Annotated in this window: 19 protein-coding genes and 3 tRNA genes; 13 read left to right on the top strand and 9 right to left on the bottom strand. The window is 44.7% G+C overall.

Translation table 11 applies throughout. The annotated features are described in order from the left end of the window. Positions 1 to 165: 165 nt before the first annotated feature. The gene (locus GVV58_RS06300) at positions 166 to 1,008 is read left to right on the top strand and encodes a transglutaminase family protein (protein WP_005172908.1); all 843 of its coding nucleotides are present in this window, start codon (positions 166 to 168) and stop codon (positions 1,006 to 1,008) included. A 233-nt stretch (positions 1,009 to 1,241) separates the two neighbouring features. Further along, positions 1,242 to 2,360, top strand: coding sequence for an HPP family protein (locus GVV58_RS06305; RefSeq protein ID WP_005095404.1), 1,119 nt, complete (start codon positions 1,242 to 1,244; stop codon positions 2,358 to 2,360). Positions 2,361 to 2,482: 122 nt separating this feature from the next. Here GVV58_RS06305 and GVV58_RS06310 read toward each other — a convergent pair whose 3' ends face one another. The 3 genes from GVV58_RS06310 to GVV58_RS06320 all read right to left on the bottom strand — a co-directional run bounded on the left by GVV58_RS06310 (position 2,483) and on the right by GVV58_RS06320 (position 5,256). Next, a complete protein-coding gene (locus GVV58_RS06310; RefSeq protein ID WP_159516198.1) occupies positions 2,483 to 3,895 on the bottom strand; it encodes a DASS family sodium-coupled anion symporter in 1,413 nt (470 codons plus the stop codon). Positions 3,896 to 3,978: 83 nt separating this feature from the next. Continuing rightward, positions 3,979 to 4,764: a sulfite exporter TauE/SafE family protein gene (locus tag GVV58_RS06315; protein WP_005172902.1), complete on the bottom strand. Its 786-nt coding sequence runs from the start codon at positions 4,762 to 4,764 to the stop codon at positions 3,979 to 3,981. Positions 4,765 to 4,980: 216 nt separating this feature from the next. After that, the gene (locus tag GVV58_RS06320; RefSeq protein ID WP_005095409.1) at positions 4,981 to 5,256 is read right to left on the bottom strand and encodes a PspC domain-containing protein; all 276 of its coding nucleotides are present in this window, start codon (positions 5,254 to 5,256) and stop codon (positions 4,981 to 4,983) included. A gap of 243 nt (positions 5,257 to 5,499) precedes the next feature. On the opposite strand from GVV58_RS06320, the gene GVV58_RS06325 reads away from it, so the two are divergent. After that, positions 5,500 to 6,192, top strand: coding sequence for a hypothetical protein (locus GVV58_RS06325; protein WP_005172899.1), 693 nt, complete (start codon positions 5,500 to 5,502; stop codon positions 6,190 to 6,192). A gap of 191 nt (positions 6,193 to 6,383) precedes the next feature. On the opposite strand, the gene GVV58_RS06330 is transcribed toward GVV58_RS06325, so the two are convergent. From GVV58_RS06330 to GVV58_RS06350, 5 genes are all read right to left on the bottom strand, one after another. Then, positions 6,384 to 6,459 (bottom strand) — tRNA-Lys (locus tag GVV58_RS06330). A gap of 58 nt (positions 6,460 to 6,517) precedes the next feature. Further along, positions 6,518 to 6,593 (bottom strand) — tRNA-Lys (locus tag GVV58_RS06335). A gap of 20 nt (positions 6,594 to 6,613) precedes the next feature. Beyond that, positions 6,614 to 6,689 (bottom strand) — tRNA-Lys (locus GVV58_RS06340). A 195-nt stretch (positions 6,690 to 6,884) separates the two neighbouring features. Further along, a complete protein-coding gene (locus GVV58_RS06345; protein ID WP_100355825.1) occupies positions 6,885 to 8,726 on the bottom strand; it encodes a long-chain-acyl-CoA synthetase in 1,842 nt (613 codons plus the stop codon). A 173-nt stretch (positions 8,727 to 8,899) separates the two neighbouring features. Next, positions 8,900 to 12,382 carry an Rne/Rng family ribonuclease gene (locus tag GVV58_RS06350; protein ID WP_074383965.1) on the bottom strand — a complete coding sequence of 1,161 codons (3,483 nt, stop codon included), beginning with the start codon at positions 12,380 to 12,382 and terminating at the stop codon, positions 8,900 to 8,902. A gap of 765 nt (positions 12,383 to 13,147) precedes the next feature. Between GVV58_RS06350 and GVV58_RS06355 the strand changes: the two genes are divergently transcribed. The 7 genes from GVV58_RS06355 to GVV58_RS06385 all read left to right on the top strand — a co-directional run bounded on the left by GVV58_RS06355 (position 13,148) and on the right by GVV58_RS06385 (position 20,927). After that, complete coding sequence (locus GVV58_RS06355) at positions 13,148 to 14,104, top strand: RluA family pseudouridine synthase (protein ID WP_159516199.1); 957 nt, start codon at positions 13,148 to 13,150, stop codon at positions 14,102 to 14,104. A 167-nt stretch (positions 14,105 to 14,271) separates the two neighbouring features. Continuing rightward, a complete protein-coding gene (locus GVV58_RS06360; protein ID WP_100534661.1) occupies positions 14,272 to 14,940 on the top strand; it encodes an HAD-IA family hydrolase in 669 nt (222 codons plus the stop codon). Positions 14,941 to 15,346: 406 nt separating this feature from the next. After that, positions 15,347 to 16,144, top strand: coding sequence for a fumarylacetoacetate hydrolase family protein (locus GVV58_RS06365; RefSeq protein ID WP_005095421.1), 798 nt, complete (start codon positions 15,347 to 15,349; stop codon positions 16,142 to 16,144). A gap of 24 nt (positions 16,145 to 16,168) precedes the next feature. Next, on the top strand, positions 16,169 to 17,062 hold the full coding sequence (locus GVV58_RS06370; RefSeq protein WP_004278526.1) for an acetaldehyde dehydrogenase (acetylating): 894 nt from the start codon (positions 16,169 to 16,171) through the stop codon (positions 17,060 to 17,062). 11 nt (positions 17,063 to 17,073) lie between these two features. Then, a complete protein-coding gene (gene dmpG, locus GVV58_RS06375; protein ID WP_004278525.1) occupies positions 17,074 to 18,093 on the top strand; it encodes a 4-hydroxy-2-oxovalerate aldolase in 1,020 nt (339 codons plus the stop codon). Positions 18,094 to 18,522: 429 nt separating this feature from the next. Beyond that, positions 18,523 to 19,782, top strand: coding sequence for an OprD family outer membrane porin (locus GVV58_RS06380; protein ID WP_159516267.1), 1,260 nt, complete (start codon positions 18,523 to 18,525; stop codon positions 19,780 to 19,782). Between the two features lie 284 nt (positions 19,783 to 20,066). Next, the gene (locus tag GVV58_RS06385; protein ID WP_005095425.1) at positions 20,067 to 20,927 is read left to right on the top strand and encodes an alpha/beta hydrolase; all 861 of its coding nucleotides are present in this window, start codon (positions 20,067 to 20,069) and stop codon (positions 20,925 to 20,927) included. A gap of 379 nt (positions 20,928 to 21,306) precedes the next feature. Here the strand turns inward: GVV58_RS06385 and hcaR are convergent, their stop codons facing one another. Then, complete coding sequence (gene hcaR, locus GVV58_RS06390; RefSeq protein ID WP_074383970.1) at positions 21,307 to 22,215, bottom strand: DNA-binding transcriptional regulator HcaR; 909 nt, start codon at positions 22,213 to 22,215, stop codon at positions 21,307 to 21,309. Between the two features lie 280 nt (positions 22,216 to 22,495). Here hcaR and hcaE point away from each other — a divergent pair, with 280 nt between their 5' ends. The 3 genes from hcaE to hcaC are packed head-to-tail and all read left to right on the top strand — an operon-like array spanning position 22,496 to position 24,704. Continuing rightward, a complete protein-coding gene (gene hcaE / locus GVV58_RS06395; RefSeq protein WP_005095430.1) occupies positions 22,496 to 23,863 on the top strand; it encodes a 3-phenylpropionate/cinnamic acid dioxygenase subunit alpha in 1,368 nt (455 codons plus the stop codon). Beyond that, positions 23,860 to 24,378, top strand: coding sequence for a 3-phenylpropionate/cinnamic acid dioxygenase subunit beta (gene hcaF, locus GVV58_RS06400; protein ID WP_159516200.1), 519 nt, complete (start codon positions 23,860 to 23,862; stop codon positions 24,376 to 24,378). The genes hcaE and hcaF overlap by 4 nt, the downstream gene beginning before the upstream one ends. Next, positions 24,378 to 24,704: a 3-phenylpropionate/cinnamic acid dioxygenase ferredoxin subunit gene (gene hcaC, locus GVV58_RS06405; RefSeq protein WP_005095433.1), complete on the top strand. Its 327-nt coding sequence runs from the start codon at positions 24,378 to 24,380 to the stop codon at positions 24,702 to 24,704. Before hcaF ends, hcaC begins: the two co-directional genes overlap by 1 nt. The last annotated feature ends 2 nt before the right edge of the window (positions 24,705 to 24,706 follow it).

Here is a 24,706-nt window from a genome sequence, read left to right on the forward strand (position 1 = left end):
AGCTTTACTGGCCAATTGAGGCTAACTTAAAAATCAAGAATAAATCAGATATATGGCATCCGATTAACCGGAGCGTTATAAAGCTCAACTGATCTTATACGATTAGCATCCTAAAATTAGTTTAATATTCACACAATATAATAATGCTTAAAAATAAGGAAATTCATGACCACTTATCAAATTCAATGTCATTTAAAATATAAGGTTGTCCAGACCACAGAATTTGTTTTTCTGATTCAGGCGGCACATCATTCCGATCAAACTATTCTTGAACAACAACTGACATTTAATATGCCTGTCGTATGGCGTGAATTCCAGGATTTAAATCATCAAAATCGTTATATACGTCTGCATGTCCAACCTTGTGATGTCTTTGAAGTGCATTATAACGCGACAGTTGAACGTCATCCGGTGATCAATGCAGATGCGCAGCATAATCTGAATGAAGTGCTGATTCCGGATTTGCCTGATGCGGTGCTGCCTTATTTGCTGGCCAGCCGTTACTGTAATTCGGATTTATTTGCAGAAATGGCCAATCGGTCCTTTGGCTGGATGACGCCGGGTTATGCGCGGGTCAAAGCGATTGAACAATGGATTTATAACAATATATTTTATGTATCTGGCAGCACGGATCAGTTTAGTACTGCAACAGATGTGCTCATCCATCGGGCGGGCGTCTGTCGTGACTTTGCTCATTTAGGTATTGCGCTGTGTCGTGCTTTAGGCATTCCAGCACGCATGGTGGTCGGTTATGTCGAAATCGAAAAGTTTTTACCCGATTTTCACGCCATTTTTGAAGCTTATTTAGAGGGTGGGTGGGTACTGTTTGATCCGACCCGTTTGGCGCCTGTAGAAAATTTAATTCGGATTGGCACTGGCATCGATGCCGGAGATGTGGCATTTTCGACCTTCTATGGTGAGGTCGAGCTGATTAAAATCGAGCCGATTATTCGATCTGAATCAGATGAAAATCCGTTATCAAAGCCCACTGAAATTACTGCAAAATAACATGATTTTAAACAGTTTTATCAGCTTCATTGTAAGTCACGATGTTGTTGGAATATGCATGAAGTATAAAGCCTCAGCCCTTCAAAACCATTTTGATGATGAGCAATCATGCCGACATTTTTTTTCTAAAAAGTAGGCATACCTGCAGCATTAAAAGATATAAAACAAATATACCTTTAAGGCTGCTTGGTTCTATAATGCGGAAAATCGATAAAAAGTAAATCAGGTAGACTGTGTTTCACTCAAATCTAGACTGGCTCAATACCTTAAAACCAAACTTCAAAGTCCTTCCGCTCAAAGACCGTCTGTTATGCGGCATCGGTGCCCTGATCGGCTTGGCCGTATCTTCATTGCTGAGTTTGTGGATTCTGGGTGATTTTAAGGCCTGGTATATTGCACCGATGGGGGCGTCTTCGGTGTTGCTGTTTGCAGTGCCGGCCAGTCCTCTGGCACAGCCCTGGAATATTATGGTGGGGAATACCATTGCGGCTGTGGTCGGCGTAACCTGCGCATTATTCATGGCCAATCCGACTGAAGCTTTTAGTGTCGCCGTCGCTCTGTCGATTATGCTGATGATGACCACAGATTCCTTGCATCCCCCGAGTGGTGCGGTCGCGATTACTGCGGTCTTGGGCGGAAATGCGGTACATGATCTGGGCTATGCCTTTGTGTTTTATCCGGTGCTCTTAAATTCACTGCTGCTGATGATCATCGCCATTGTATTTAACCGCATGATTGGCAAGAGCTATCCGCAGCAGGCGCAACTGAATACCCGTTCTAAAGATCCAACCCCGACCCAGAAAGTTACCATTCAGCCGCAGGATATTCAGGACGTGCTAGACCAGCAAACAGAATTGCTGGATATCAGTGAATATGACCTGCAAAAGATTATTCTGGAAGCACAGGATATTGCCAATGCGCGGGCGGTGCATGAATTTACTTGTCAGGATATTATGACCAAAGATGTGGTCACGCTGCATGAAAATGACAATATTCATCATGCGCTGGACAAGTTTAAACAGATGAACCTGATGAGCCTGCCCGTGGTCAATGCAGAAGAAAAACTGGTCGGCACTTTGGCCATGTATGACGTGGTGGAATGGTTTAAGCGTGCTTCGGATATTCGTAGCAGTTGGGAAGATCAGGTCAGGCATATTATGAGCTTAAAAGTCGTCACGGTGCAGCCGACCCAGCCGATTCAGGATCTGGTGCCTTATTTTGTTGAACGTTCTTTTAATTATATTCCGGTGGTCAGTCAACAACAGCTGGTGGGAATTATCAGTCGTGCCGATATCATTGCTGCACTGAATCAGGAACTCAATCAACTTAAGATCAAAAGCAGAACTGAATAAGATGATTTTAGAGAAATTATCTGAGTTTAATGCATCTGCTTTGAGCAAGGATTTTGCTTAAAAAGCAGCGATACTTGCCAATAAAAAAGCACGCCAAAACGTGCTTTTTTATTGGACTTGGTTTAGAGGAAGAACCAGTAAATAAACAGTGAAATAATAAAGATACACATAATATTCAGTACAAAACCGACTTTCATCATTTCGCTTTGCTGGATATGACCGGTTCCAAAAACAATCGCATTCGGTGGCGTGGCCACCGGCAACATAAAGGCACATGAGGCGCCAATACCAATGACAATCACCAGAATTTCTTTGGGCATGCCCATCTGATCCGCAATTGCGGCAAATACTGGTACCAGCAGGGCAGCCGAAGCGGTATTACTGGTAAATTCAGTCAGGAAGATAATAAAAGTGGCGACTACAAAAATAATCATCAGCGGGGAGGCATCACCAAAGGCATTGGCCAGAGTTTGCCCCAGTACCAGCGAACTGCCTGAATCCTTCAGAATGGCACTCAAGGTCAGACCACCACCAAATAGGTACAAGACCCCCCAGTCGGTATTTTCTGCAATCTGTTTCCAGCTTGCGGTACCTAGAATTACCACCATACAGGCAGCCGAAATTGCAATCCAGGTATCCGGCTGAGAAATACCAAAAATTTCGGTGAATTTTTTACTGAAAATCCAGGCAATTGCAGTACAGAGAAAGAGGATCATGGTGGCTATACGGGTGCCGGTCCAGGGAATATCTTCGGTCACAAATTGTACTTTGTGATTTAGTTTTGGACGTAGTACCAGATATAAACTGACTAGCATGGCGGGGAGAATAATGAACATCATCGGCAAGCCGATTTTCATCCAGTCGGCAAAATCATAGCCGAGTGCCTTGGCGGCAATGGCATTCGGAGGGGAACCGACCATGGTGCCCAGCCCGCCAATACTGGCCGAATAGGCAATGCCGAGCAGGATAAAGACAAAAGTTTTACGATCCTTGCTGACATCCAGATGTGAAAGCAAGCCTAAGGCCAAAGGCAGCATCATGGCAGCAGTGGCCGTATTGGAAATCCACATGGACAAGCCTGCCGTCACCACAAAAATCGCCAGTACAGAAATACCCAAATGCCCACCAGACATGGAGATAATCCACATGGCAATTTTCCGGTCCAGCTTCTGGATATGCAATGCCGTTGCCAGCGCAAAACCACCAAAAAACAGGAAAATGACAGGATCGGCAAAAGTGGCCAAAGCGGCTTGTGTGGTGATGGGAACCAGTCCCCCGTCAGAGGCCATTGGCATGGCGAGTAACACCGCCATCACTGGAACTAAAAGTGCGGTAATGGTGATATGAATCGCTTCAGTCAGCCAGAGAATACCGATAAAAGCCAGCAGAGCCAGACCCTTATTGGCATTCTGGTCATAGGGCAGATAAAGATAGAGGCTATAGGCCACAATAGCTGCAACAACAATAAGGATCCAGCCTTTGAGCAGCCCTTTAGGCATCGCATTGGTTGGGGTGGCTAGATTGGTCTGAGTCATATGCTCTCCTTGCAAGGTTTTTATTTACGTCATTTTTTTATATCAGCTTTGAATTTGTAATTTTGCTTTGTTTAAAAAATACCCTATTTAAAGATACTATAACCAGATTGTTGCAATAATCCAGCACTTTGCCAGAGGGCATACAGGCCCAAGCCAAAAAGTAAAGCCAGGACAATCCATTTGAAGTGCTGCTGAGATAAACGATGGCGTATTTTGCCTCCGATCCAGACACCAGCAAGGGCGAATAAGCTGATCCCGATCAGAATATGCTGTTGGGGGACTTCAAATGCAATCAGAAGGGGAAAGAGCCAAACCAGCTGAATCAGTTTACTGGCAATAAAATTGAGATTGCTGATAATGACGATGTCGGTTTTAGACAGCTGGCAGCTCATCAGATACATCATCAGAAAAGGTGCCATGGCATTGGTGGCGCCTCCAATGATGCCGGCCAGCAAACCAAAATACAGCATACTGGAAACATGAGAACTGACTTGCAGCGGCCGTGTTCTTAGCTGGTCGAGTACATAGAACACCATCACCAGACCCAGCAATAATTTTAGAATCCCTTCATTCAACCAGAATAATAACTGAACTCCGAGCATGCTTCCCAGCAGGCTACTCAGGATTAAGGGCCAATAACGTTTGAGATAATAGCCCATACTGCTGAACAGGCCATGCTGTGGATCGGCATTGAGCATAATCAGGTTAAGCAGCAGGCAGGGCAGAATCACAAGCGTCACTGCCATACTCAGCGGATATTCACTGGACAGAACGGCTGTACTCATCATGGGAAAGCCGAATCCGCTTAAACCATGCAGCAGTGCAGCTAAGGCACAGAGCCACAGCATCATCCATTCTGCCTGAGTCATCTGACATCCATTTCAAACATTGGAATATTGAATTTATCGCTAATTGAGCTAAAAGATAAAGTAAAAAGCTGTCATACAGCATAGAAATAACAAAAATATAGGCAAAAAAAAGCCACGATAATCTAGGGGAATTATCGTGGCATCAAAATCTCACCCCATTAGACTGGGTGAAGGAGGAAGCACTTCAATACATCTTGCTATAAATTAGGATGCAGATTAATAGCGTTTATCCTGATTGACGGTGCGCACAGGATTTTGATAGCCCTGAACTTGCTGAACCTTGTCCTGTTCAATGCTGTACTGCTTTTTTGGCATGATTAACCACAGAACCAGATAGACCAGAATACCCGGAAATGCAGCACTCATGACCGAAATCACCACAAAGATAAGGCGTAATAAATTTGCGTTCCAACCAAAACGTTCAGCAATACCACCCATCACACCTGCAATCATGTTTGAGCGGTTAGAGCGATATAAACCAACATTGGCCATTAAAATCTCCTGATTAAAAATAGGGTTGAATCCTAAAACAGATCCATACTTCAAAAATGGAGTTGGATCAAATTTTTTAAAGTGCTGATTGCAAATAAATTCGTTAAGTAATGTTAATAAAGATTAAATCCAGCTCTAAGAGCCACTAACATAGTGAAAATTCTATTGAACTCTTGTGTAAAGTTCATTGGCTTGCAATGTGCTCTGTACGTGCTGTGTTTCCTAATTTAGGTATGCTTTAAAATGAAATTGGATGTATCAAGTTGTACATTAAGCAGTTTTTTTAAATTCGGCCTAATGTTGGGGGGGATGGGCATACTACAGGCTTGTGATCGCCATCAAGTCAAGCCTGAGCAGGAGCTTCAGGCAGAATCAGGACAGGAGGGGGTGAAAATTTCCGCTGCGAATGCACAGCCTGATGTCGTGCCGGTGAGTGCAAAATCTTTAACTCAGGTAGCAGGGCAAGCTACCCTTCGGGCAGAAACCGAGTCAAATCTGGCCGTCGTACCAGATTATGCCAAAGATTTTATCGGCCGCTATTATACCGAGATCGACTGTGATGGTAACTTTGCGCCCTGCAATGAGGGTAAGGCAGAATTTATTTTGACCTTAATGCCGGATGGTACGGTGCATCGCAGCATTTTGCAGTATGGCAAAGTGTTTATTGATAATGCCAAAAGTAGCACTGCCAGCAATATCACCTATCGCAAAGACCGTTGGTTTATCAATCCGGAGCGTACCGAGGTGGTGGTGAGTCGTAAAGAAGGGGCGAGCTTTTATTATACGATTAAGGATTCGAACCATCTGGTGATGAATCTGGACAAAATCTATAGTGAAAAGGAAAGAATCAATCGTGAATTATTTGATCGCGGCTATCCTGCACCCTCTAAAGCTTATGAGCTGGTAAAAGACACCACATTTGATATTAGAAAATAATGCGATAAGAAACGGCGCTGCTCTTTTTTTTAGAATTGGATTAAAGAAAACTATTTATAACTGTTTAAAAATCAAAACAAGTTTTGAAGACAAATCAGCCTAAAATCCAAGCGTGAAAATATAATAGCAGCTGATAGAAAGCAAATCAAAATAGTGTAAGGGATGTTTCAGAAGACATTCTAAGTAAAGAATGGTGGGCCGTCCGCGACTCGAACGCGGGACCAATGGATTAAAAGTCCACTGCTCTACCAACTGAGCTAACGGCCCATTCTGGGTAATCAAAATGAATTTGATTGAGATTTCTAAAACTGATGTTTTAGAATGATGGTGGGCCGTCCGCGACTCGAACGCGGGACCAATGGATTAAAAGTCCACTGCTCTACCAACTGAGCTAACGGCCCATCAAGGGATATCAAAGAAATGGTGGGCCGTCCGCGACTCGAACGCGGGACCAATGGATTAAAAGTCCACTGCTCTACCAACTGAGCTAACGGCCCTGAACCGGCATTCAAACTAGGTTTGAATGTATAGTGCAAGTCAAGCTAAATAGCTTAAAGCACCACTTTGTTTGATGGAGCGTATTGTAGCAAGATCTCATTTCAGCGCAAGCAAAAAATAACAAAGTTGCCCATGTTTGATTATAAATAGAACAATTGTGCTTTATCTAAACAAAAAATAGGCAACTTCAGTACTTAGAAGCGATATTGGTAGGCCTGAATGTTGGCAAAAATCTCTGCTGTGAGCTCAGAATAGGCCGTTGCACCTGGTAAGAGAACCAACAGGCGTTCATCGGTTTTATTCGGATCGAATGCTTGCTCTTTCAACCTGTTTTTCTGGTATTTAAAGGTGCCTGTCGTTTCGACTTGCTGCTGGATACGTAAAAACACCGGAACGGCATAAGCAGGCAAGCACTGTTTAAAGGTGCTGACCATCTGTTGCAGGTCTTCTTGATCCAGTTGCATGTCTGGTTTTAAGGTCAGCGCTGCCATCCCGGCACGACCATTGGTATTTGGAATTTCAACGCCATAGACCACGGCTTCAACAATTTTGTCATACTCGGTGAGCATATTTTCGACTTCGGTGGTCGAGACATTTTCACCTTTCCAGCGGAAAGTATCACCTAAGCGGTCGACAAACTGGGCATGACGAAAGCCGATATTACGTACCAGATCGCCCGTATTGAAATAAGCATCACCTTTGCCAAATACATCCTGCATGATCACGGACTTGTTTTTTTCCGGGTCGGTATAACCATCAAAGGGTGAGCGACGGGTAATTTTACCAATCAGTAAACCTGTTTCACCTTTTTTCACCCGTTTGCAGTGACCCTTGTTATCCCGAACCGGTTCATTTTTATCTTTATCAAAGGCAATAATGGCATAGGGTGTCGGGGAGAAACCGACGGTATTATCAAAATTGAAAATATTGCTAAAACCGACATTGCCTTCACTGGACGCATACAATTCCAGCACTTCCTGAATCCCAAAACGGGATTTGAACTTGTCCCAGATATTCGGGCGCATGCCATTTCCAATCATTCGGGTGACCCGATGGTCTTTTTCCAGTTCAGAGGGAGGGGCATCCATCAGATAGCGGCACAACTCACCGACATAGCCAATTGCAGATGCATCAAATTTCTTTACATCTTTCCAGAAGGAGGAGGTCGAGAATTTACGTCGAATCGCAAGCGTTCCTGCACCTGCAATCACACCACACCAGCACACCACCATGCCTGTGGCATGATAAAGCGGCAGGGTGCAGTACATCACATCATTTTTCTTGAGGTTTAGCACATGGCCATAGGTGCCATAAGCCAGCGTCCAGCGCCCGTTGGTAAAGATGACTGCCTTAGGCAGGCCGGTAGTGCCCGACGTATAAATGTAGAACAGCCCATCTTTGCCTTGCACCGAATGGGTGGTCGGTGGATTGAATTTCGGGGAGAGATCGATTTTTTCAGCCAGATTGATAAAGCCCGCAGGCGCCTGACCCGGATCGGCTTGAGTATTTTGATCGGCAAACCAATGCAGGCGATCACTGCTAATATTGAGGTCATCACGAATCTCGTTGACCGCGTTCCGGCACTCTTCACCGACAATCACCGCAATTGGTTTGACCAGGTTGATACTGTGGGTCAGCACCTTACCCACTTGCGAGGTATTGACCAGTGCCGTGGTGACACCGAGTTTGGCCAGACCGAGCACGCTGGCAATCAGTTCAGGGCGGTTCTCGACCATCAGCGCCACGACATCACCTTTTTTGGCACCCAAGGAAAGATAAAAATGTGCAATCTGGTTGGCCCAGGCATTAAGAGCGGTATAACTATAGCTTTGATCTTCGAAACGCAAAGCGATACCTTCCGGATTACGCTGTGAAGCTTTTTCAAAAGCCAGACCCAGACCGGCCGGTGTATTCGGAGTACGTAAATAAGCCTGTCTTAGCCCAGTCAGCAAATTAGGCACTTTGATTAAGAAGGCCGGGATTTTGGCAGCGACATCTGCAATACCAATAAGATCGTGCGGTTTCATTTGGGTCATGAGAATCCTATTTGTTTTTCGTATCCGATAGGTTTAATTTATATACAGTAGACAAGCTATCCATCTTTTAACGTTAAAAAGCTAGTGCAATCTACCTATTTTGACCAAATCTAGCAAAAAAAACCTAGTCATCGAAATGACTAGGTTTTTTTATGTGACTGCAATTGGGCAAATTATGACTCAGTTGCAGTATTGGCTTTTTTCGGTGGACGGCCACGTGGACGACGCGGGCGAGCAGCTTGCTTCTCGGCTTTTTCCGCTTCGCTGGCTTCAGCTTCCTCTACGGTCGCTTCTGCCACATCTTTGCTTTTTGCCACAGGCGCTTCTGTTTCAGCACTTGCTTCAGCTGGAGCAGCTTCTTCGACCTGAACTTCAGCTGGTGCAACTTCAGTGGTCACTTCTACTGGTGCTGCGGTTTCAGTTGCTGGTTCCGTCGGTTGAGTATTTTCCGTCGTTTCAACCACTGCTTCCGATGCTACAGGTGCTTCAGTTACAGCTGCTTCAACAGGTTCAGCTGGTGCTTCTACTGCTACAGGTTCTGGCGCAGCTTCAACTGACGGCGCGGCTTCCACCTTTGCCTGCTGTTTGGCTTGTTGCAAAGCCTGCTCCGCAGCCTGTTTGGCCAAACGGCGACGCTCACGTGGATCGTTGGCAACACGCTTGTCTGAGACCGGTTTTGGTGGGTTCAGGTCCAGGACTGGAGCAGGCTCTGCTTCAACCTTGGCTACCGTTACTTCAACATCACGGGTGACCGGTTTTTTCTCTGCAGCAGCAGGCGCTGCGGCAGCCACCAGACTCGCGTTGTACTCTTTCGTGAACTTTTCTAAAGCACGGTTGAAGGTTGGTAATAAACCAAACTGTTCGATCAGCACTGAGCAGTCTTCACCATAGACATGACGAATCAGGCTACCAATGGTGAACTGGCCCAAAGTTGGCACTTGTGACGGTGTTAACTGCTGAGCTGCAGGTTGTTGCGACTGTGCTGCACGCTGCTGGCGACGACGCTGACGCGGATCGTTGCTGGCCCGTGTTTTTTCAGACGTTGCTTCAGTCGCTACAATTTCTTCCACAGGAGCTGTCAAGGTGGCTTCAACCACATTTTCAGCTGCAGCCGCTTCAACTGGCGCATCTGCCGGTGCAGTGACTTCAACTGCTGGCGTTGCAACTGTAGCATTGTCATTCAATGCCACGATTTCGCTTTTTGCCTGGTCAATATTTACGACCATTGCTGTTGGCATCACATCCGGACGGGGTGCATCGACCAATTCAACACGAAGCTGCTTGTCATTGACGGCCGGCGCTTCAACAACTGCAGGAGCTGCCTGAGGCGCTTGTTCGTTCAGAACACTTGGATCGCGGTGGCGATTTGGGCGTTCCGGACGTTGCTGGTTGCGGCGGTCACGGCGCGGCATTGCCTGTTGTGGCTGTTGTTCATTGTTCTGAACATCATTTTGCTGCGCTGGCTCGTTGTGATGCTGACGGCGAGAATGACGCTTGTTTTCACGTGCTTCATGGCGTTGTTCTTGACGAGACACCTGAACCACTTCTTCATGCACTTGATGTTGCTGAGGTGCAGGAGCTTCAGACTGAACCTGCTCGCGCGGTTCTTTGTGCTTCGGGTTCGGATTGCGCGGTTTCTTGTTGTGACGTGGTGCCCTTTCTTCACGCTCTGCCGGTTTTTCTGCCGCATCACGTTCCTGTTTTTGTGCAACAGTCGATGGTGCCAGGTAAGCATTATTGTTGCTTGATACAGCAGCAGGTTGTGCTACGTGCTGTGGTGCTGGCTGTGCAACCGGTGCAGCCACCTGACCGAACTGGCCACGACTTACCGCACCGCCATTGATCATTTGTTCAATCGCTGCTGCAGCATTATTGGCAGTACGTGATGGATCAACAGTCGCTGCCTGTTTTTGTACAAACAGGTTTTCTAACCATGCACATGGGCTGCTTGAAGCTACTGGAGCTACTGCCTGTACAGGTGTTTGCTGTGCCACTTGCGGTTGAGCCGGCTGGTTTTGTGGATTGCGGCGTTTATTGTTATTACGGCCGTTGTTTTGTTGCGGCTGTGAAGGCGCTGGTGCTGCGTGTTGCGCATGCTGCTCTTCTTCTAGATGCCATTCAGAAGACTCATAGCCCAATTCTTTTTCACTTGAACGGGTCGCTTCGGTACGTTCATAGCTGGTTGGGGCAAAGCCTTCGGCATTATAGGTAATTTCATAATGCGGTGTTTCTAGATGCGGATGCGGCAATACTGTCACACGTACATTCGAGGTCTGTTCCAGATATACCAAGGTATGACGCTTTTCATTCAACATGAATGCAGCAATTTCGACCGGAACTTCGACCTGAACTTCACCTTGACGTTCACGCAGCGCAATCTCTTCCACTTTACGCATGATTGAAAGTGAAAGTGAACGCAAGTCACGTACCATGCCGGTACCATGACAGCGTGGGCAGACATAGCCAGTCGCTTCTTCAAGAGAAGGACGTAGACGCTGACGGCTCATTTCCATCAGGCCAAAACGTGACAATTGACCGAATTGAATACGGGCACGGTCACTCTGGGTCGCTTCACGAAGTTTCGCTTCCACCATACGCTGGTTGCGATCTTTGGTCATGTCGATAAAGTCGATCACCACCAGGCCGCCGATATCGCGTAAACGCAATTGACGCGCAATTTCTTCTGCAGCTTCAATATTGGTGTTCAGCGCAGTATCTTCAACATCGCTACCGCGGGTCGATTTTGCTGAGTTGATGTCAATCGACACCAAAGCTTCAGTTTGATCGATGACGATCGAACCACCAGAAGGCAGTTTTACTTCACGTTCATAGGCAGTCTGAATCTGGCTTTCAATCGCGAAATGAGCAAATAAAGGCTCATTTAAGGTATAGGTTTTCAGTTTGTCGAGTTGACGTGGCATGACTGCTTTTACGAAGTTATAAGCTTCGTTATAGGCTTGCTCAGAGTCAATCAGAATTTCCGCAACATCATCACGCAGGTAGTCACGAATGGCACGTGTCACCACACCCGCTTCCTGATGCACCAACATTGGAGATGGGCCAGAACTTGCTGTTTTCTGGATTTGTGCCCAAAGGTCAAGCAGATGTTGCAGATCAAGTTGCAGCTCTTCTTGTGAACGGCCGATGCCGGCAGTACGCACAATCACGCTCATGCCACGTGGTACGTTAAGCGTCGCCAGCATTTCTTTCAGTTCTTCACGCACAGCACCAGAAATTTGACGGCTGATACCACCACCTTTCGGGTTGTTTGGCATTAAAACCAGGTAACGGCCAGCAAGTGAAATAAACGTAGACAGGGCAGCGCCTTTATTGCCACGCTCTTCTTTTTCCACCTGAACCAAAAGCTCGGTGCCTTCCGTGATCAGTTCACGGATATTTGAGGTCTGGCGCGGATCGGCTTTGTAATATGAGTTTGCAATTTCACGCATCGACAGGAAGCCTTGACGACCTGCACCATATTCGACAAATACAGCTTCTAAAGAAGGCTCAACGCGAGTCACGTGACCTTTATAGATATTGGATTTTTTTTGTTCACGGGTACGATTCTCTAAATCAAAATCGTAAAGACGCTGACCAGTGACAAGTGCAACGCGAATTTCTTCGGCATGTGTTGCATTAATCAACATACGTTTCATGGGTGTAACACCTTATAGTGATACACAGCAAAAAATCGCTATACACGTAGCGAACATCACACATCACGGATCAATGGCTCAAATCTGCAATGAATTTCATTGTGGTCTGAGTCTTTTCTTACCGGCTTCTACTTGTATAGATAGGCTTCGGTTTTGATTCACGTATTGATGATGGCAATACGGCTTCAATCTTTAAACGGATTAAAGTCACCTGAACGCTTCACTGGCGGACGAGCGGTGCATTGGATGTATGTAACTTTCACTGTCACATTGCTCGAAGATCATCCCTTCTTTATAGAAAGTGTCTTGATACGGAATTGTCGTCGTATCTTTACAAACTGTGCAGATCCAATGCATCGACGCTGTAGCCTGAAGTCGTCTTCAGGGTGCGACTAATCTGATGTGTATCAGTTTACGTTTAAAAACCAACGAAAGTTGGCGACATATTTTTTAAGACAAACTGATTTATGTACCTGAGGTACAATTAAACGCAACAGTTTGCTTTGTTTGCCGATATAATAAGCCTTCGGCGTGGCATAATTCTTTGGGGACCTTCCCGTATCATGTGAGTCTTTAATTGAACAATCAAGTTCAGAAAAATCTGAAATGATTCAACTTTTACCCACAAACGATGGTTTCCGTGCGCTGACTATATCAAACCTTGCATCATCTGCCTATGGGCTAAGCTTATGTTTCTTGTGTAAAGCATAACCTAAGTGATCAGTTTTTAATCAATTTTAGTATTTTTTGGGTCATAGTAACTGTATGAATTCTACGCAACAATGGCAAAACGTCACTTGGTTTGAAGTGGATGAACATCAAGATGGACAACGCATCGATAATTTCCTGTTTAGTCGTTTGAAAGGTGTGCCAAAAAGCCGTATCTATCGCCTGATTCGTGAAGGCCAGGTGCGCGTTAATAAAAAACGCATTAAAGCAGAAACCAAACTCGCAATCGGTGACCAGATTCGTGTTGCACCGATCCGTTATGAGCAAAAAGATGAATCTGCTGCGCCCATTTCTGACAAGGTTGCCAATGGTTTGTTGGCCCGCGTGATCTATGAAGATGAAGGTCTGATGGTGGTGAATAAACCTTCGGGCATCGCGGTACATGGCGGTAGTGGTGTCGCATATGGTCTGATCGAAGGCTTACGTGCAGCGACTGGGAAAAAATATCTGGAACTGATTCATCGTATTGACCGTGACACGTCTGGTCTGGTGATGATCTCGAAAAAACGTAGCGTACTGAAAAGCTTACAGGACATGCTGCGTGAACATAAAATTAAAAAAACCTATGCTGCTGTGGTCAAAGGTAACGTAGCACTTGACCGTCAGTTGATTGATGCGCCTTTACATCGCTATGAGCTGGCCAATGGCGAGCGTCGTGTCTGTGTATCGCCGAAAGAAGGTAAAGAGTCGAAGACGCAGTGGAATGTGCAGGAACGCTTTATGCATGCCACACTGGTCTATGCCTCTCCACTTTCGGGTCGTACCCATCAGATTCGTGTACATGGTCTCAGTATTGGTCATCCGCTGGTGGGCGATGAAAAATATGGTCATGAAACTGGTTATAACGGGCCGAAACCGCGCCGCTTGTGTCTGCATGCCATGCGTCTGGAAATTCCGGGATATCCAGCGATTGAAGCACCATTGCCGGAAGATATGCAGAGTCTGGTGGCACAGTTAAGAGCACAGAAAGCGGATAAGCCGACGGCTCAGTAAAGACTTATTTTTTTCTTTTAATAAATTCAATCCACCCTAACCCTCTTTCTTAAAGAGGGGCTAGGGGAGATTTTAGGCATTAAACCTCTCTCTACCCTCTTCTACAAGGAGAGGGCTAGAGAGAGGTGGTAAAGCTACCTAACCTTGAATCAAATTTAGGAAACCTTATGAACACACCTGTAAAACTGGTCATTTTTGATTGGGATGGCACGTTATTTGATTCGGTCAGTCAAATCGTGGCGAGTTTGCAGTTTGCAGCACAACAGTTTCAGCAGCCTTTAAGCGATGAAGACGCGAAAAGCATTATTGGCTTAGGTTTGCCTGAAGTGGCACAGCGTTTATTTCCGAATGTGCCTGAATTGCATGCCAATATTTTACAAAGCTATTCAGAACACTATGTGGCAAACTCTTCCGGAGATTCCTGGTTTGAAGGGGTGGCACATATGCTTGCGGATTTGCAGCAACACGGTGTGAAGCTGGCAGTGGCGACGGGTAAAAGCCGTAAAGGTCTGGATCGTGTCTTGAAGCAGACCAACAGTGAGCAGCTGTTTGTGACCACGCGTGCTGCCAGTGAAACCCGTTCCAAACCAGATCCACTCATGTTAGAAGAAATACTGGCAGAAACGGGTGTACAGGCCGAACATGCGCTTATGGTCGGTGACACTTCTTATGATCTGGAAATGGCACAAAATATGGCCATGCCAAGTATCGGTGTCAGCTATGGCGTGCATGAACCTGAGCTTTTGGCGCAATTTAATCCGATCTGTATCGTAGATGATGTGACCGCTTTACATGCGGCATTGTTGGCTAAAGTCCAATGGAAACAAGCGATTTAATCTATTATCTTGGTTACAGTAAAAAATGGTATTTCCCCGGTTTAAAACTGCCGGGGAGCGCCACAGATTTAAGCGTTTGCTCTTATCTTTTAGTCTAAAGTCGCAATTATGTTGATTTTATTCGGTCAGATTAGCGGAGTTTTTCTGCTAAATGATGATGCATTTTAAATACTAAGATTTTGTTTTGTCTTGGTTTTTATGGATTTTCTTTATAGATAATAGCTATAGCAAAAAATAAAATAACTATTGGCATAAAAGCCGTATTTTTCCCATTCTAAAACTGTTTATTCCTATGCTCGCTCTGAGAAAGGTAATCCTGACGGATTATCGGCCTGATCATGTCCATATTTTCTGTCCATCTTAGATCTCAGCATAAGCCTAATTTTTGCAGTTTAAGGAAACATTGATGTCGAATTCTGCTGTTGTTGAATCAGTTGCACAAGCCCTTCGTAGCGCTGAATTATCACAAACTGCGATCGCGCCGATTCGCCCAGAACTGGGTGGTGAAAGTGCTGACGTAGATATTGCCTATGCCGTTCAAGAAGTGAATACCGAGCGCGCTTTGTCTGAAGGTCGCCGTCTGGTAGGCCGTAAAATTGGTTTAACCTCTAAAGTGGTTCAAGCGCAACTCGGCGTAGATCAGCCTGACTTCGGCATGTTGTTTGCTGACATGGCCTATGGCGATGGTGAAGTAATTCCTGCAGGTCTGCTGATTCAACCTAAGGTTGAAGCGGAAATCGCATTGGTAATTAACCAGGATTTGACCAAAGAAAAACATACCTATGCAGACATTATCAGCGCGACTGAGTATGCCCTGCCTGCAGTTGAAGTGGTCGATAGCCGGATCGAAAACTGGAAAATCAGTTTAATTGATACAGTTGCAGATAACGCATCTTCCGCAGCATTCGTTTTAGGTTCTCAACCTGTAAAACTTGAAAACCTTGATCTGGTGAACTGCAAAATGGTCATGACGCGTGGTGACGAAGTTGTGTCTCAAGGTGTGGGTAAAGCATGTCTGGCCAATCCACTCAATGCTGCAGTTTGGCTGGCAGATGAAATGGTACGCCGTGGTCGTCCATTACTTGCAGGCGACATTATCTTAACAGGTGCCTTAGGGCCTATGGTTGTGGCTCAACCAGGCGATGAATTCAAAGTTGAAATTGAAGGCTTCGGTTCTGTTACAGCTGCATTTGCTGCTGAATAATCGAGATTCCAAGAGAGTACATTCATGAAAAAGATTAAATGTGCAATGATCGGTCCAGGTAATATCGGTACTGATTTGCTTTACAAGTTACAACGCAGCGAATGGTTAGAGCCAGTGTGGATGGTGGGGATTGACCCGACCTCTGAAGGTCTGGCACGTGCTGCAAAAATGGGTTTAAAAACCACCGCTGAAGGTGTGGATGGTCTTCTGCCTCACGTGATTGCAGATGATATTAAAATTGCATTCGATGCAACGTCTGCTTATGTACATGCTGAAAACAGCCGCAAGCTCAATGAACTTGGTGTACTGATGATTGACTTGACGCCTGCTGCGATCGGTCCATTCTGCGTACCACCGGTCAACCTGGAAGCATTGCTTGCGGGTGGCGAAGTGCCAAACGTAAACATGGTCACCTGTGGTGGTCAGGCAACGATTCCGATGGTAGCTGCAGTTTCTCGCGTTCAGCCGGTTGAATATGGTGAGATCATCGCAACGGTATCGACTAAATCAGTAGGTCCAGGTACACGTAAAAACATTGATGAATTTACCCGTACCACTGCCGGTGCCATTGAGAAAGTGGGCGGCGCGAAACAGGGTAAAGCGATTATCATCATCAACCCGGCTGAGCCACCACTGATGATGCGTGACACGGTTCACTGTCTGGTAGAAGGTGAACCGGATCAAGCAGCGATCACTGAATCTGTACACGCAATGATTAAAGAAGTTCAAAAATATGTACCGGGTTACAAGCTTGTCAATGGTCCAGTTTTTGATGGCAACCGCGTGTCAATTTACTTAGAAGTTGAAGGGCTTGGTGATTTCCTGCCGAAATATGCGGGTAACCTTGACATCATGACTGCTGCTGCAGCACGTACTGCAGAGATGTTTGCAGAACACGTATTCAATAAAGACGCTTAAGGAGCAACCACATGTCTAAGATTATTGTTCATGATATGACTTTGCGTGATGGTATGCACCCACAGCGCCATCAAACCACTGTTGAGCAAATGATTGCGATTTCAACAGCACTTGATGATGCAGGCGTACCTTTAATTGAAGTCACGCACGGTGACGGCCTTGGCGGTTCATCCGTCAACTACGGTTTTGCTGCTGCGACTGACGAAGAATATTTAACAGCTGTTGTACCACGTATGAAGAATGCAAAAATTTCTGCATTACTTCTACCTGGTATCGGTACGGTTGACCATTTAAAAATGGCGCATGAAATTGGTGTTTCTACTATTCGTGTTGCAACGCACTGTACAGAAGCGGATTGCTCAGAACAGCACATCACTGCTGCGCGTAAGTTAGACATGGACACAGTGGGCTTCCTAATGCTTGCTCACATGGCGACTCCTGAAAAACTGCTTGAAGAAGCAAACAAGATGGTGTCTTACGGTGCAAACTGTATCTATGTCACTGACTCAGCAGGCTATATGCTTCCTCAAGATGTCATCGATCGTGTTGGTCATTTACGTCAACACTTGGACCCAAGCATTGAGCTCGGTTTCCACGGTCACCATAACTTGGGTATGGGTGTATCGAATACGGTTGCTGCGGTACAAGCCGGTGCAGTACGTGTTGACTTGGCATCTGCAGGTTTGGGTGCGGGTGCGGGTAATACACCACTTGAGTTGTTCATTGCGGTTGCAAACCGTATGGGCATGGACACTGGCGTTGACTTGTTCAAAGTACAAGACGTTGCTGAAGATCTGGTCATTCCAATGATGCACAACCCGATCCGTGCCGATCGTGATGCAGCAACTTTGGGTTATGCGGGTGTGTATTCTTCATTCCTGCTGTTTGCTAAACGCGCTGAAGCAAAATATGGCGTTTCTGCACGTGAAATCCTGATGGAGCTTGGTCGTCGTGGTACGGTCGGTGGTCAGGAAGACATGATTGAAGATTTAGCATTAACCATGTCTAAAGCGCGTGAGTTACAAGCTTAACTTTTAATCGCTCAGTATTAAAATAAGTTTGATAAAAAAGCATCCAAATTGGGTGCTTTTTTATTTTAAATGAGACTGATTAATATATTAAAACTCTGGGGTGAGATGTTTTAGTGATAATATTGTAGGGCGATTATTTTGGCTTTATATTTTCCTTAAACATAAAAACGATAAATAAAAAATGGCTGCTGAAAGATTTTAAAAAATTTACTCTTATTAATAGAAGAAACAAAAGTTTGAATTAAATATCTGGTCAATTTTTTATTTTAATTAATCGTTTTAAAATCTAAGCGATTGGTTGCTTGAGGAGAGGTCTGAAATATCGGCCGATGAAAGCAGAAAATCTTAATACTGTGGTCGGATTTTTTATTTAAATCGACTTGCGCATGATGGCGACATAGATTTTATCTGTTAAATGGGGAACTCATGATGCGTCGTCAAAACTTATGGATAGCAATGTTTGCTGCGATAGCAACTTTAGGAACAACTGCAGCGAATGCAGATTTTATTGACGACAGTAATGTGCAATTAAAATTTAAAAATTTCTATTTAGATCGCCAGTATCAAGATGATGCTTCATCACGTAACTGGGGTTCTTGGTCACAAGGGGTGACTCTGGATGCCAAGTCGGGTTATCACGATATTGGCGGTGGGATAAAGGTCGGTGCTGATGTGCTAGTTCAACATGCAGTTAAACTCAAAGGTCGTGATAAGAATCCGGACTGGGTTTTACCGCATGATGGCAAGCAATCAAAAGACCATTTCGGTAAAGTCGGTGCAACCTTAAAAGCCAAGGTTTCAGAAACCGAATTAAAAGTTGGTGAATTACGCCCAGTGTCGCCAGTTTTAGTGTTTGATCCATCGCGTCAGTTGTTAACAACTTATAGCGGTGCATGGTTAGAGTCGAAAGAGCTTAAAGATACTAAGCTTACACTGGCTTATATTGACGGGATTAACAACCGTTATGACAACCAGTTCCGTGATTTAACCAAATTTAATCCACCACAATTTGATAATGGTGCAGAAGCGGATGGGATGTGGATTGCCGGTATAGATCACCAGCTGACAAAAGAGTTGGGTGCAAGTTATTGGTATGCCGATGTTCAAGACATTTACCAGCAGCATTATCTGGGTGTGAATTACAAAATCGGGTTAGGTGAAAAAACCAAATTAGATAGTCATGTGCGTTATTTCAATAACTCCGAATCTGGCGATAAATTATATGGTGAGATCGACAACCAGGCATTATCGGTAGCTGCAAAAATCAATCATGGTACGCATACGGTCGGTGTGGGTTATCAGCAAATGTTTGGTGACAGTGCATTCCCGACATTGGGAGGCTGGGTGCCACAGCCTTATTTGGCAAACTGGGGAGTCGCAACTTTCACAGCGCCGGAAGAAAAGTCATGGCATGTGTCTTATGGTTATGACTTTTCTGAAGTCGGCTTGAAGGGACTAAATGCAACAGCGATTTATTTCAAAGGCTATGATCAGCAAGGTACCGGAGCATATCAAGGTCAGAACTTCAATACGGATGAAGTGAATGCAATCGTCAATTACACTGTGCCAGAAGGTAAATTAAAAGGTTTAGGCGTACAGGGCATGTATATTGATGTGAATTTTGCAAATCCAGCAAAACCAGACCTTCAGGAATACCGTGTAGCAACCACTTATACCTATAAGTTCTAATTCTGCTGCCTTGATCAAGAGCGCTATCCGGTGTAGCGCTGTTTTTCTATCTGCACATAAACTAAATCCTGAAAATAAATAAGGATTTTGATATTAAAATAACCATATGAAACATAAACTTAAATTATATTTATTTTGTAGTGTGCAATCGTAATTTTGTATCAGTTGACCCGTCTTGAGCGGTTAAGATAAGGATGTAAAAAAGTCATTTTAATGAGTCAACTTGACGTCGAATTCTTGAAAAGAGAGGGACACGCAAGCGAAAGACTGTAAGAGGAAGTAATATGAGCACTGTTCAAATCCCTGACTATCAAACAGATCCGTTCTTTGGCTTGGAAGACAAATGGATTGAAACTGCTGAAGGTGAGTTGACCCATTACCACGAAATTGGTGAAGGTACGCCTATTCTATTTTTACACGGTTCAGGCACAGGTGTATCTGCTGCGGCAAACTGGTGGTTAAACCTGCCACAAATTGGTGAGCAAGCACGTTGTATCGCGATTGATACCATTGGTTATGGCCAAACTGTGGTTGCGCCAAACACTGAATATGGTATTCGTGCCTGGGTAGACCATGCGATCCGTACGCTAGATGCTTTGGGTATCGAAAAAACCTGGTTAGTGGGTAACTCTTTAGGTGGCTGGTTGGCATTCCAGTTGGCACTGGATTATCCAGAGCGCGTTTTGGGTATCGTGTCTATGGGGACAGGCGGTGCGAAACAAACTGCTGCACTCAAAGCGCATGCAAACCCGGTGTTGACTGAAGAAGGCATCAAGAAAACCTTGTCAATGTTTGTGGTAAATAAAGACTTGATCACGGATGAACTGGTTAAAGTTCGCTTTGCTTCTGCTGCAAATGACTATGCATCAAATCGTTTGATGGATGTAGTTGGCGCACGTGACCGTGACCGTTTCGAATTCCCGCTTGATTTCGAAAAAATGAAAGATATTACTGTGCCAGTGTTACTGATTCATGGTACGCAAGATGTGGTCATTCCAGTATCACGTACTTGGGACATCCTGAATGTGGTTCCAAATGCTGATGCGCATATCTTCAGCCAATGTGGGCACTGGTCTCAAGTTGAGAAAGCAGACGAATTCAATACTGTGATCAAAAACTATCTTGCTGTTCACGGCGTAAAATAATTTTACCGTGTTTTAAAAAGGGATGACTTCGGTCATCCTTTTTTTGTGGGCAAAATATTGAACAGAATGTACTTAAGTGCATATGATTCTCATTTGTACAGGTTGATGTAAAAATCTAATTATTTTTAGCAAGTTATTAAATTTAAGCCGAGAAAAAACTGACTTAACTTTTATTAGACTTAAGTTGTAAATGAAGGGGGGTTAGGGTGAAAAACAGGCAATATTAGCCCAGATCAGGCGACCAATTAAGGAGCTACAGATTGATCCTTTATCAAAAAATAGAATTTAAAATAAATTTTTTAGCAAAAAATGATAAAACAAAAAAGCACATGCCACTCAAAAGTTGAATGGCATATGCTTGATCGGAGATGGAGCGGGATTAGTCCTGTTCTTCGCGGTTAATATCTAGATAAAACACCCGGGTTAATAGCTCAAGAAATTTGGTTACCGCATAGGATTTGTTGTTTTTGTGGTAACTGACATACAGATCCAGATATGGCAGTTCCACGTCCAGAGGGCGAATTACGGTATTGTCCATGGTCAGCGGTACAATATAGCCCGGTAATATGGTGCAGCCCAAGCCGATACCAATCGAGTTGATATTGAACAGGATATTATCCGCTTTCTGTACGATGTTGAGCTCAACGTTATTGGCTTTGGCAAAGTCCAGAATGGCATGATGCAAAGTATGTGACTGCTCTGCTGATGGAATAATAAAATCAATACCATTCAATGCTTTAACTGGAATTCTCTCGTATTTTGCCAGAGGGTGATCTTTAGGTAATATAAAAATCAAAGGCTCACGAATTACAAACTGGCTTTCAATTTCATCACTATTGAAGTTATGACGGGTAAAAGTCAGATCCAGATCACCTTTTTTCAACAGACGCATTTGTTCATTATTGTTCAGGCTGAGCAATTCAATTTTTAAATCCGGATTTTGCACACGCAGATTTGGCAAGATATACGGGAAGATTTTCATCTCGGCCACCGGAACAAAACCAATCCGTAGCATTTGCTGCTTGGCTTGTGACACCTGACGTGCCATGGCAACGGCCTTGTCTGCTTGTGCCAGGGTCAGGCGCGCCTGTTCCAGAAATACGGCACCTTCTTCGGTCAGCTCCACTTTACGTTTGGTTCGGTTGAGTAGCTTGACGCCGACATCTTCTTCCAGGTCTTTGATTTGCTGGCTAAGTGAGGGTTGAGCCGTATAAAGTTTAAGTGCTGCCTTACTAAAGTTCAGTTCTTCAGCAACGGTGATAAAGTAGCGAAGGTGTCGTAATTCCATGTCATCAGCCCGAAGAGTAATCCAAAAAATGTCTTACTATAATTTCATAGAAGTATAATCTATAAACAACTATGTCGTGAAGGTTATTTTGATATTTAGAAAGTAAATACTCTTGAGATATTTATTAATGTTTTAATATCAGAACAAGCACGTGGAATAATTGCTTAAAGCTATTAATTGAAACAAAAAAAATATTTCCCCAAAATCAATCCAAAATCCATTATCCATTCGAATTGAGTCTATTTACTTTGTGCCTTGATGGGTCACAGGAGAGCTTTTCATGAGTGGAAAAATTGATGTGCGTGAAATCGACGCTTTAGTCGATGCACAAAATGGGCGTATCACTCCATCTATCTATACAGATCCAGATATTTACGAATTAGAACTTGAACGCGTTTTTGGCCGTACTTGGTTGTTCCTTTGTCATGAAAGCCAGATTCCAAAGGCGGGTGACTTCTTCAATACCTATATGGGTGAAGATCCGATCATCGTGGCACGTCAAAAAGATGGCTCAATCAAAGCATTCTTAAACCAGTGCCGTCACCGCTCTATGCGTGTGAGTTTCGCAGACTGTGGTAATACCCGTGCATTCACTTGCCCATACCACGGCTGGTCTTATGGCATTGACGGTTCTTTAAAAGACATTCCGCTTGAAGAACGTGCTTACCCACAAGGTGCATGTAAAGAGCAATGGGGCTTGGTCGAAGTGAATCGTGTCAAGTCTTACAAAGGTCTGGTATTCGCTTGTTGGGATGAAACCACACCTGATCTTGAAGAATACATGGGCGATATCGCCTGGTATCTAGATGGTGTACTTGACCGTCGTCCAGGTGGTACAGAAATTATCGGTGGTGTACACAAATGGGAAATCGAGTGTAACTGGAAATTTGCAGCGGAACAGTTTGCATCTGACCAATATCATGCCTTGTTCTCTCATGCATCTGCGATCCAAGTCCTTGGCGCAAAACCAGATGATGAAGCATCGAAAAAACTTGGTGCTGCACAAACGGCTCGTCCAGTCTGGGAAACGGCTAAAGATGCACTTCAGTACGGTTCACGTGGTCACGGTTCAGGCTTCTTCTTTACAGAAAAACCAGATGCAAACGTATGGGTCGACGGTGAAGTAGCCAACTACTTCCGCGAAACTTATGAAGAAGTAAAAGAGCGTTTAGGTGAAGTCCGTGCCCTGCGTCTTGCAGGTCATAACACCATGTTCCCGACCTTGTCTTGGTTGAACGGTACGGCAACGCTTCGTGTATGGCACCCACGTGGTCCAAACAAAACTGAAGTATGGGCATTCTGTATTGCGGATGCTGAAGCATCGCAAGAAGTCAAAGAAGCATTTGAACGTTCTGCAACGCGTGCTTTCGGTCCTGCTGGTTTCCTAGAGCAAGATGACTCTGAAAACTGGATCGAAATCCAAAAAGTTTTACGTGGTTATAAAGCCCGTCAAAACAAACTCATTATGGAAATGGGTAAAGGCAACGAGAAAATCCGTGAAGACGGTATTCCGGGGATCACCAACTATATTTTCTCTGAAACTGCAGCACGTGGCATGTACCGCCGCTGGGCAGATTTATTGATCCATGAAAAATGGGAAGACGTTGAAGCAGCAGCTGACGCATACGAGAAGGAGCTTATGAAATGAGTCAAGTGAGTTTAGAACTTCATCATCAAATCAGTCAGTTCCTGTATCGCGAAGCAAAATTGCTGGACGACTGGAAATTCCGCGATTGGTTGGATACCTTGGCTGAAGATATTTCTTATACGCTACGTACCACACCAAACGCGCAAACCCGTGACCGTCGCCGTTCAGTTGAGCCACCGACGACTTGGGTATTCAACGATACCAAAGACCTTTTAGAGCGTCGTGTCGCACGTCTTGAAACCGGTATGGCTTGGGCTGAAGAGCCGCCATCACGTACCACTCACATGGTGAGCAACGTGATCGTAGAGCCAGCTGAAGTTGAAGGCGAATACGACGTATATGTAACCTATTTGCTATATCGTACGCAAAAAGAGAAAGACATTGTCATTTACTGCGGTAAACGCCATGACAAGATCCGTAAAGTTGAAGACGGCCTCGGCTTCCAGATCTTCAACCGTAAGATCATGCTGGATCAAGCGACCTATAGCTCACATAACCTGAGTGTATTCTTCTAATGAATAAGATTTTTGTTTGCCAAGTTGACGAATTAGACGAAGGCGAAGCGCTAAAAGTAGATTGCGGCGTGAATGGTATTGATGCATTGGCAGTATTCAATAACGGTGGTGAGTTCTTCGCAATGAACGACCGCTGTTCACACGGCAATGCGTCTATGTCTGAAGGTTATCTGGAAGACGACGGTACAGTGGAATGTCCACTTCATGCTGCACGTTTCTGTTTGAAAACAGGTGAGGCACTTTGCTTGCCAGCAACTGATCCAATTCAAACATTCCCGGTAGTGGTTGAAGACGGCGCATTATATGTAGAGATGGCAGGAGAGTAATC

The sequence above is a fragment of the Acinetobacter sp. 18QD2AZ41W genome (assembly GCF_009829025.1).
GTDB classification, from domain to species: domain Bacteria; phylum Pseudomonadota; class Gammaproteobacteria; order Pseudomonadales; family Moraxellaceae; genus Acinetobacter; species Acinetobacter pseudolwoffii.

Excerpts from the sequence above, each read along its gene's own strand:
- GVV58_RS06300 (WP_005172908.1), top strand. The coding sequence starts at position 166 with ATGACCACTTATCAAATTCAATGTCATTTAAAATATAAGGTTGTCCAG.
- GVV58_RS06310 (WP_159516198.1), bottom strand. The coding sequence starts at position 3,895 with ATGACTCAGACCAATCTAGCCACCCCAACCAATGCGATGCCTAAAGGG.
- GVV58_RS06315 (WP_005172902.1), bottom strand. The coding sequence starts at position 4,764 with ATGACTCAGGCAGAATGGATGATGCTGTGGCTCTGTGCCTTAGCTGCA.
- GVV58_RS06320 (WP_005095409.1), bottom strand. The coding sequence starts at position 5,256 with ATGGCCAATGTTGGTTTATATCGCTCTAACCGCTCAAACATGATTGCA.
- GVV58_RS06325 (WP_005172899.1), top strand. The coding sequence starts at position 5,500 with ATGAAATTGGATGTATCAAGTTGTACATTAAGCAGTTTTTTTAAATTC.
- GVV58_RS06345 (WP_100355825.1), bottom strand. The coding sequence starts at position 8,726 with ATGACCCAAATGAAACCGCACGATCTTATTGGTATTGCAGATGTCGCT.
- GVV58_RS06350 (WP_074383965.1), bottom strand. The coding sequence starts at position 12,382 with ATGAAACGTATGTTGATTAATGCAACACATGCCGAAGAAATTCGCGTT.
- GVV58_RS06355 (WP_159516199.1), top strand. The coding sequence starts at position 13,148 with ATGAATTCTACGCAACAATGGCAAAACGTCACTTGGTTTGAAGTGGAT.
- GVV58_RS06360 (WP_100534661.1), top strand. The coding sequence starts at position 14,272 with ATGAACACACCTGTAAAACTGGTCATTTTTGATTGGGATGGCACGTTA.
- GVV58_RS06365 (WP_005095421.1), top strand. The coding sequence starts at position 15,347 with ATGTCGAATTCTGCTGTTGTTGAATCAGTTGCACAAGCCCTTCGTAGC.
- GVV58_RS06370 (WP_004278526.1), top strand. The coding sequence starts at position 16,169 with ATGAAAAAGATTAAATGTGCAATGATCGGTCCAGGTAATATCGGTACT.
- dmpG (WP_004278525.1), top strand. The coding sequence starts at position 17,074 with ATGTCTAAGATTATTGTTCATGATATGACTTTGCGTGATGGTATGCAC.
- GVV58_RS06380 (WP_159516267.1), top strand. The coding sequence starts at position 18,523 with ATGCGTCGTCAAAACTTATGGATAGCAATGTTTGCTGCGATAGCAACT.
- GVV58_RS06385 (WP_005095425.1), top strand. The coding sequence starts at position 20,067 with ATGAGCACTGTTCAAATCCCTGACTATCAAACAGATCCGTTCTTTGGC.
- hcaR (WP_074383970.1), bottom strand. The coding sequence starts at position 22,215 with ATGGAATTACGACACCTTCGCTACTTTATCACCGTTGCTGAAGAACTG.
- hcaE (WP_005095430.1), top strand. The coding sequence starts at position 22,496 with ATGAGTGGAAAAATTGATGTGCGTGAAATCGACGCTTTAGTCGATGCA.
- hcaF (WP_159516200.1), top strand. The coding sequence starts at position 23,860 with ATGAGTCAAGTGAGTTTAGAACTTCATCATCAAATCAGTCAGTTCCTG.
- hcaC (WP_005095433.1), top strand. The coding sequence starts at position 24,378 with ATGAATAAGATTTTTGTTTGCCAAGTTGACGAATTAGACGAAGGCGAA.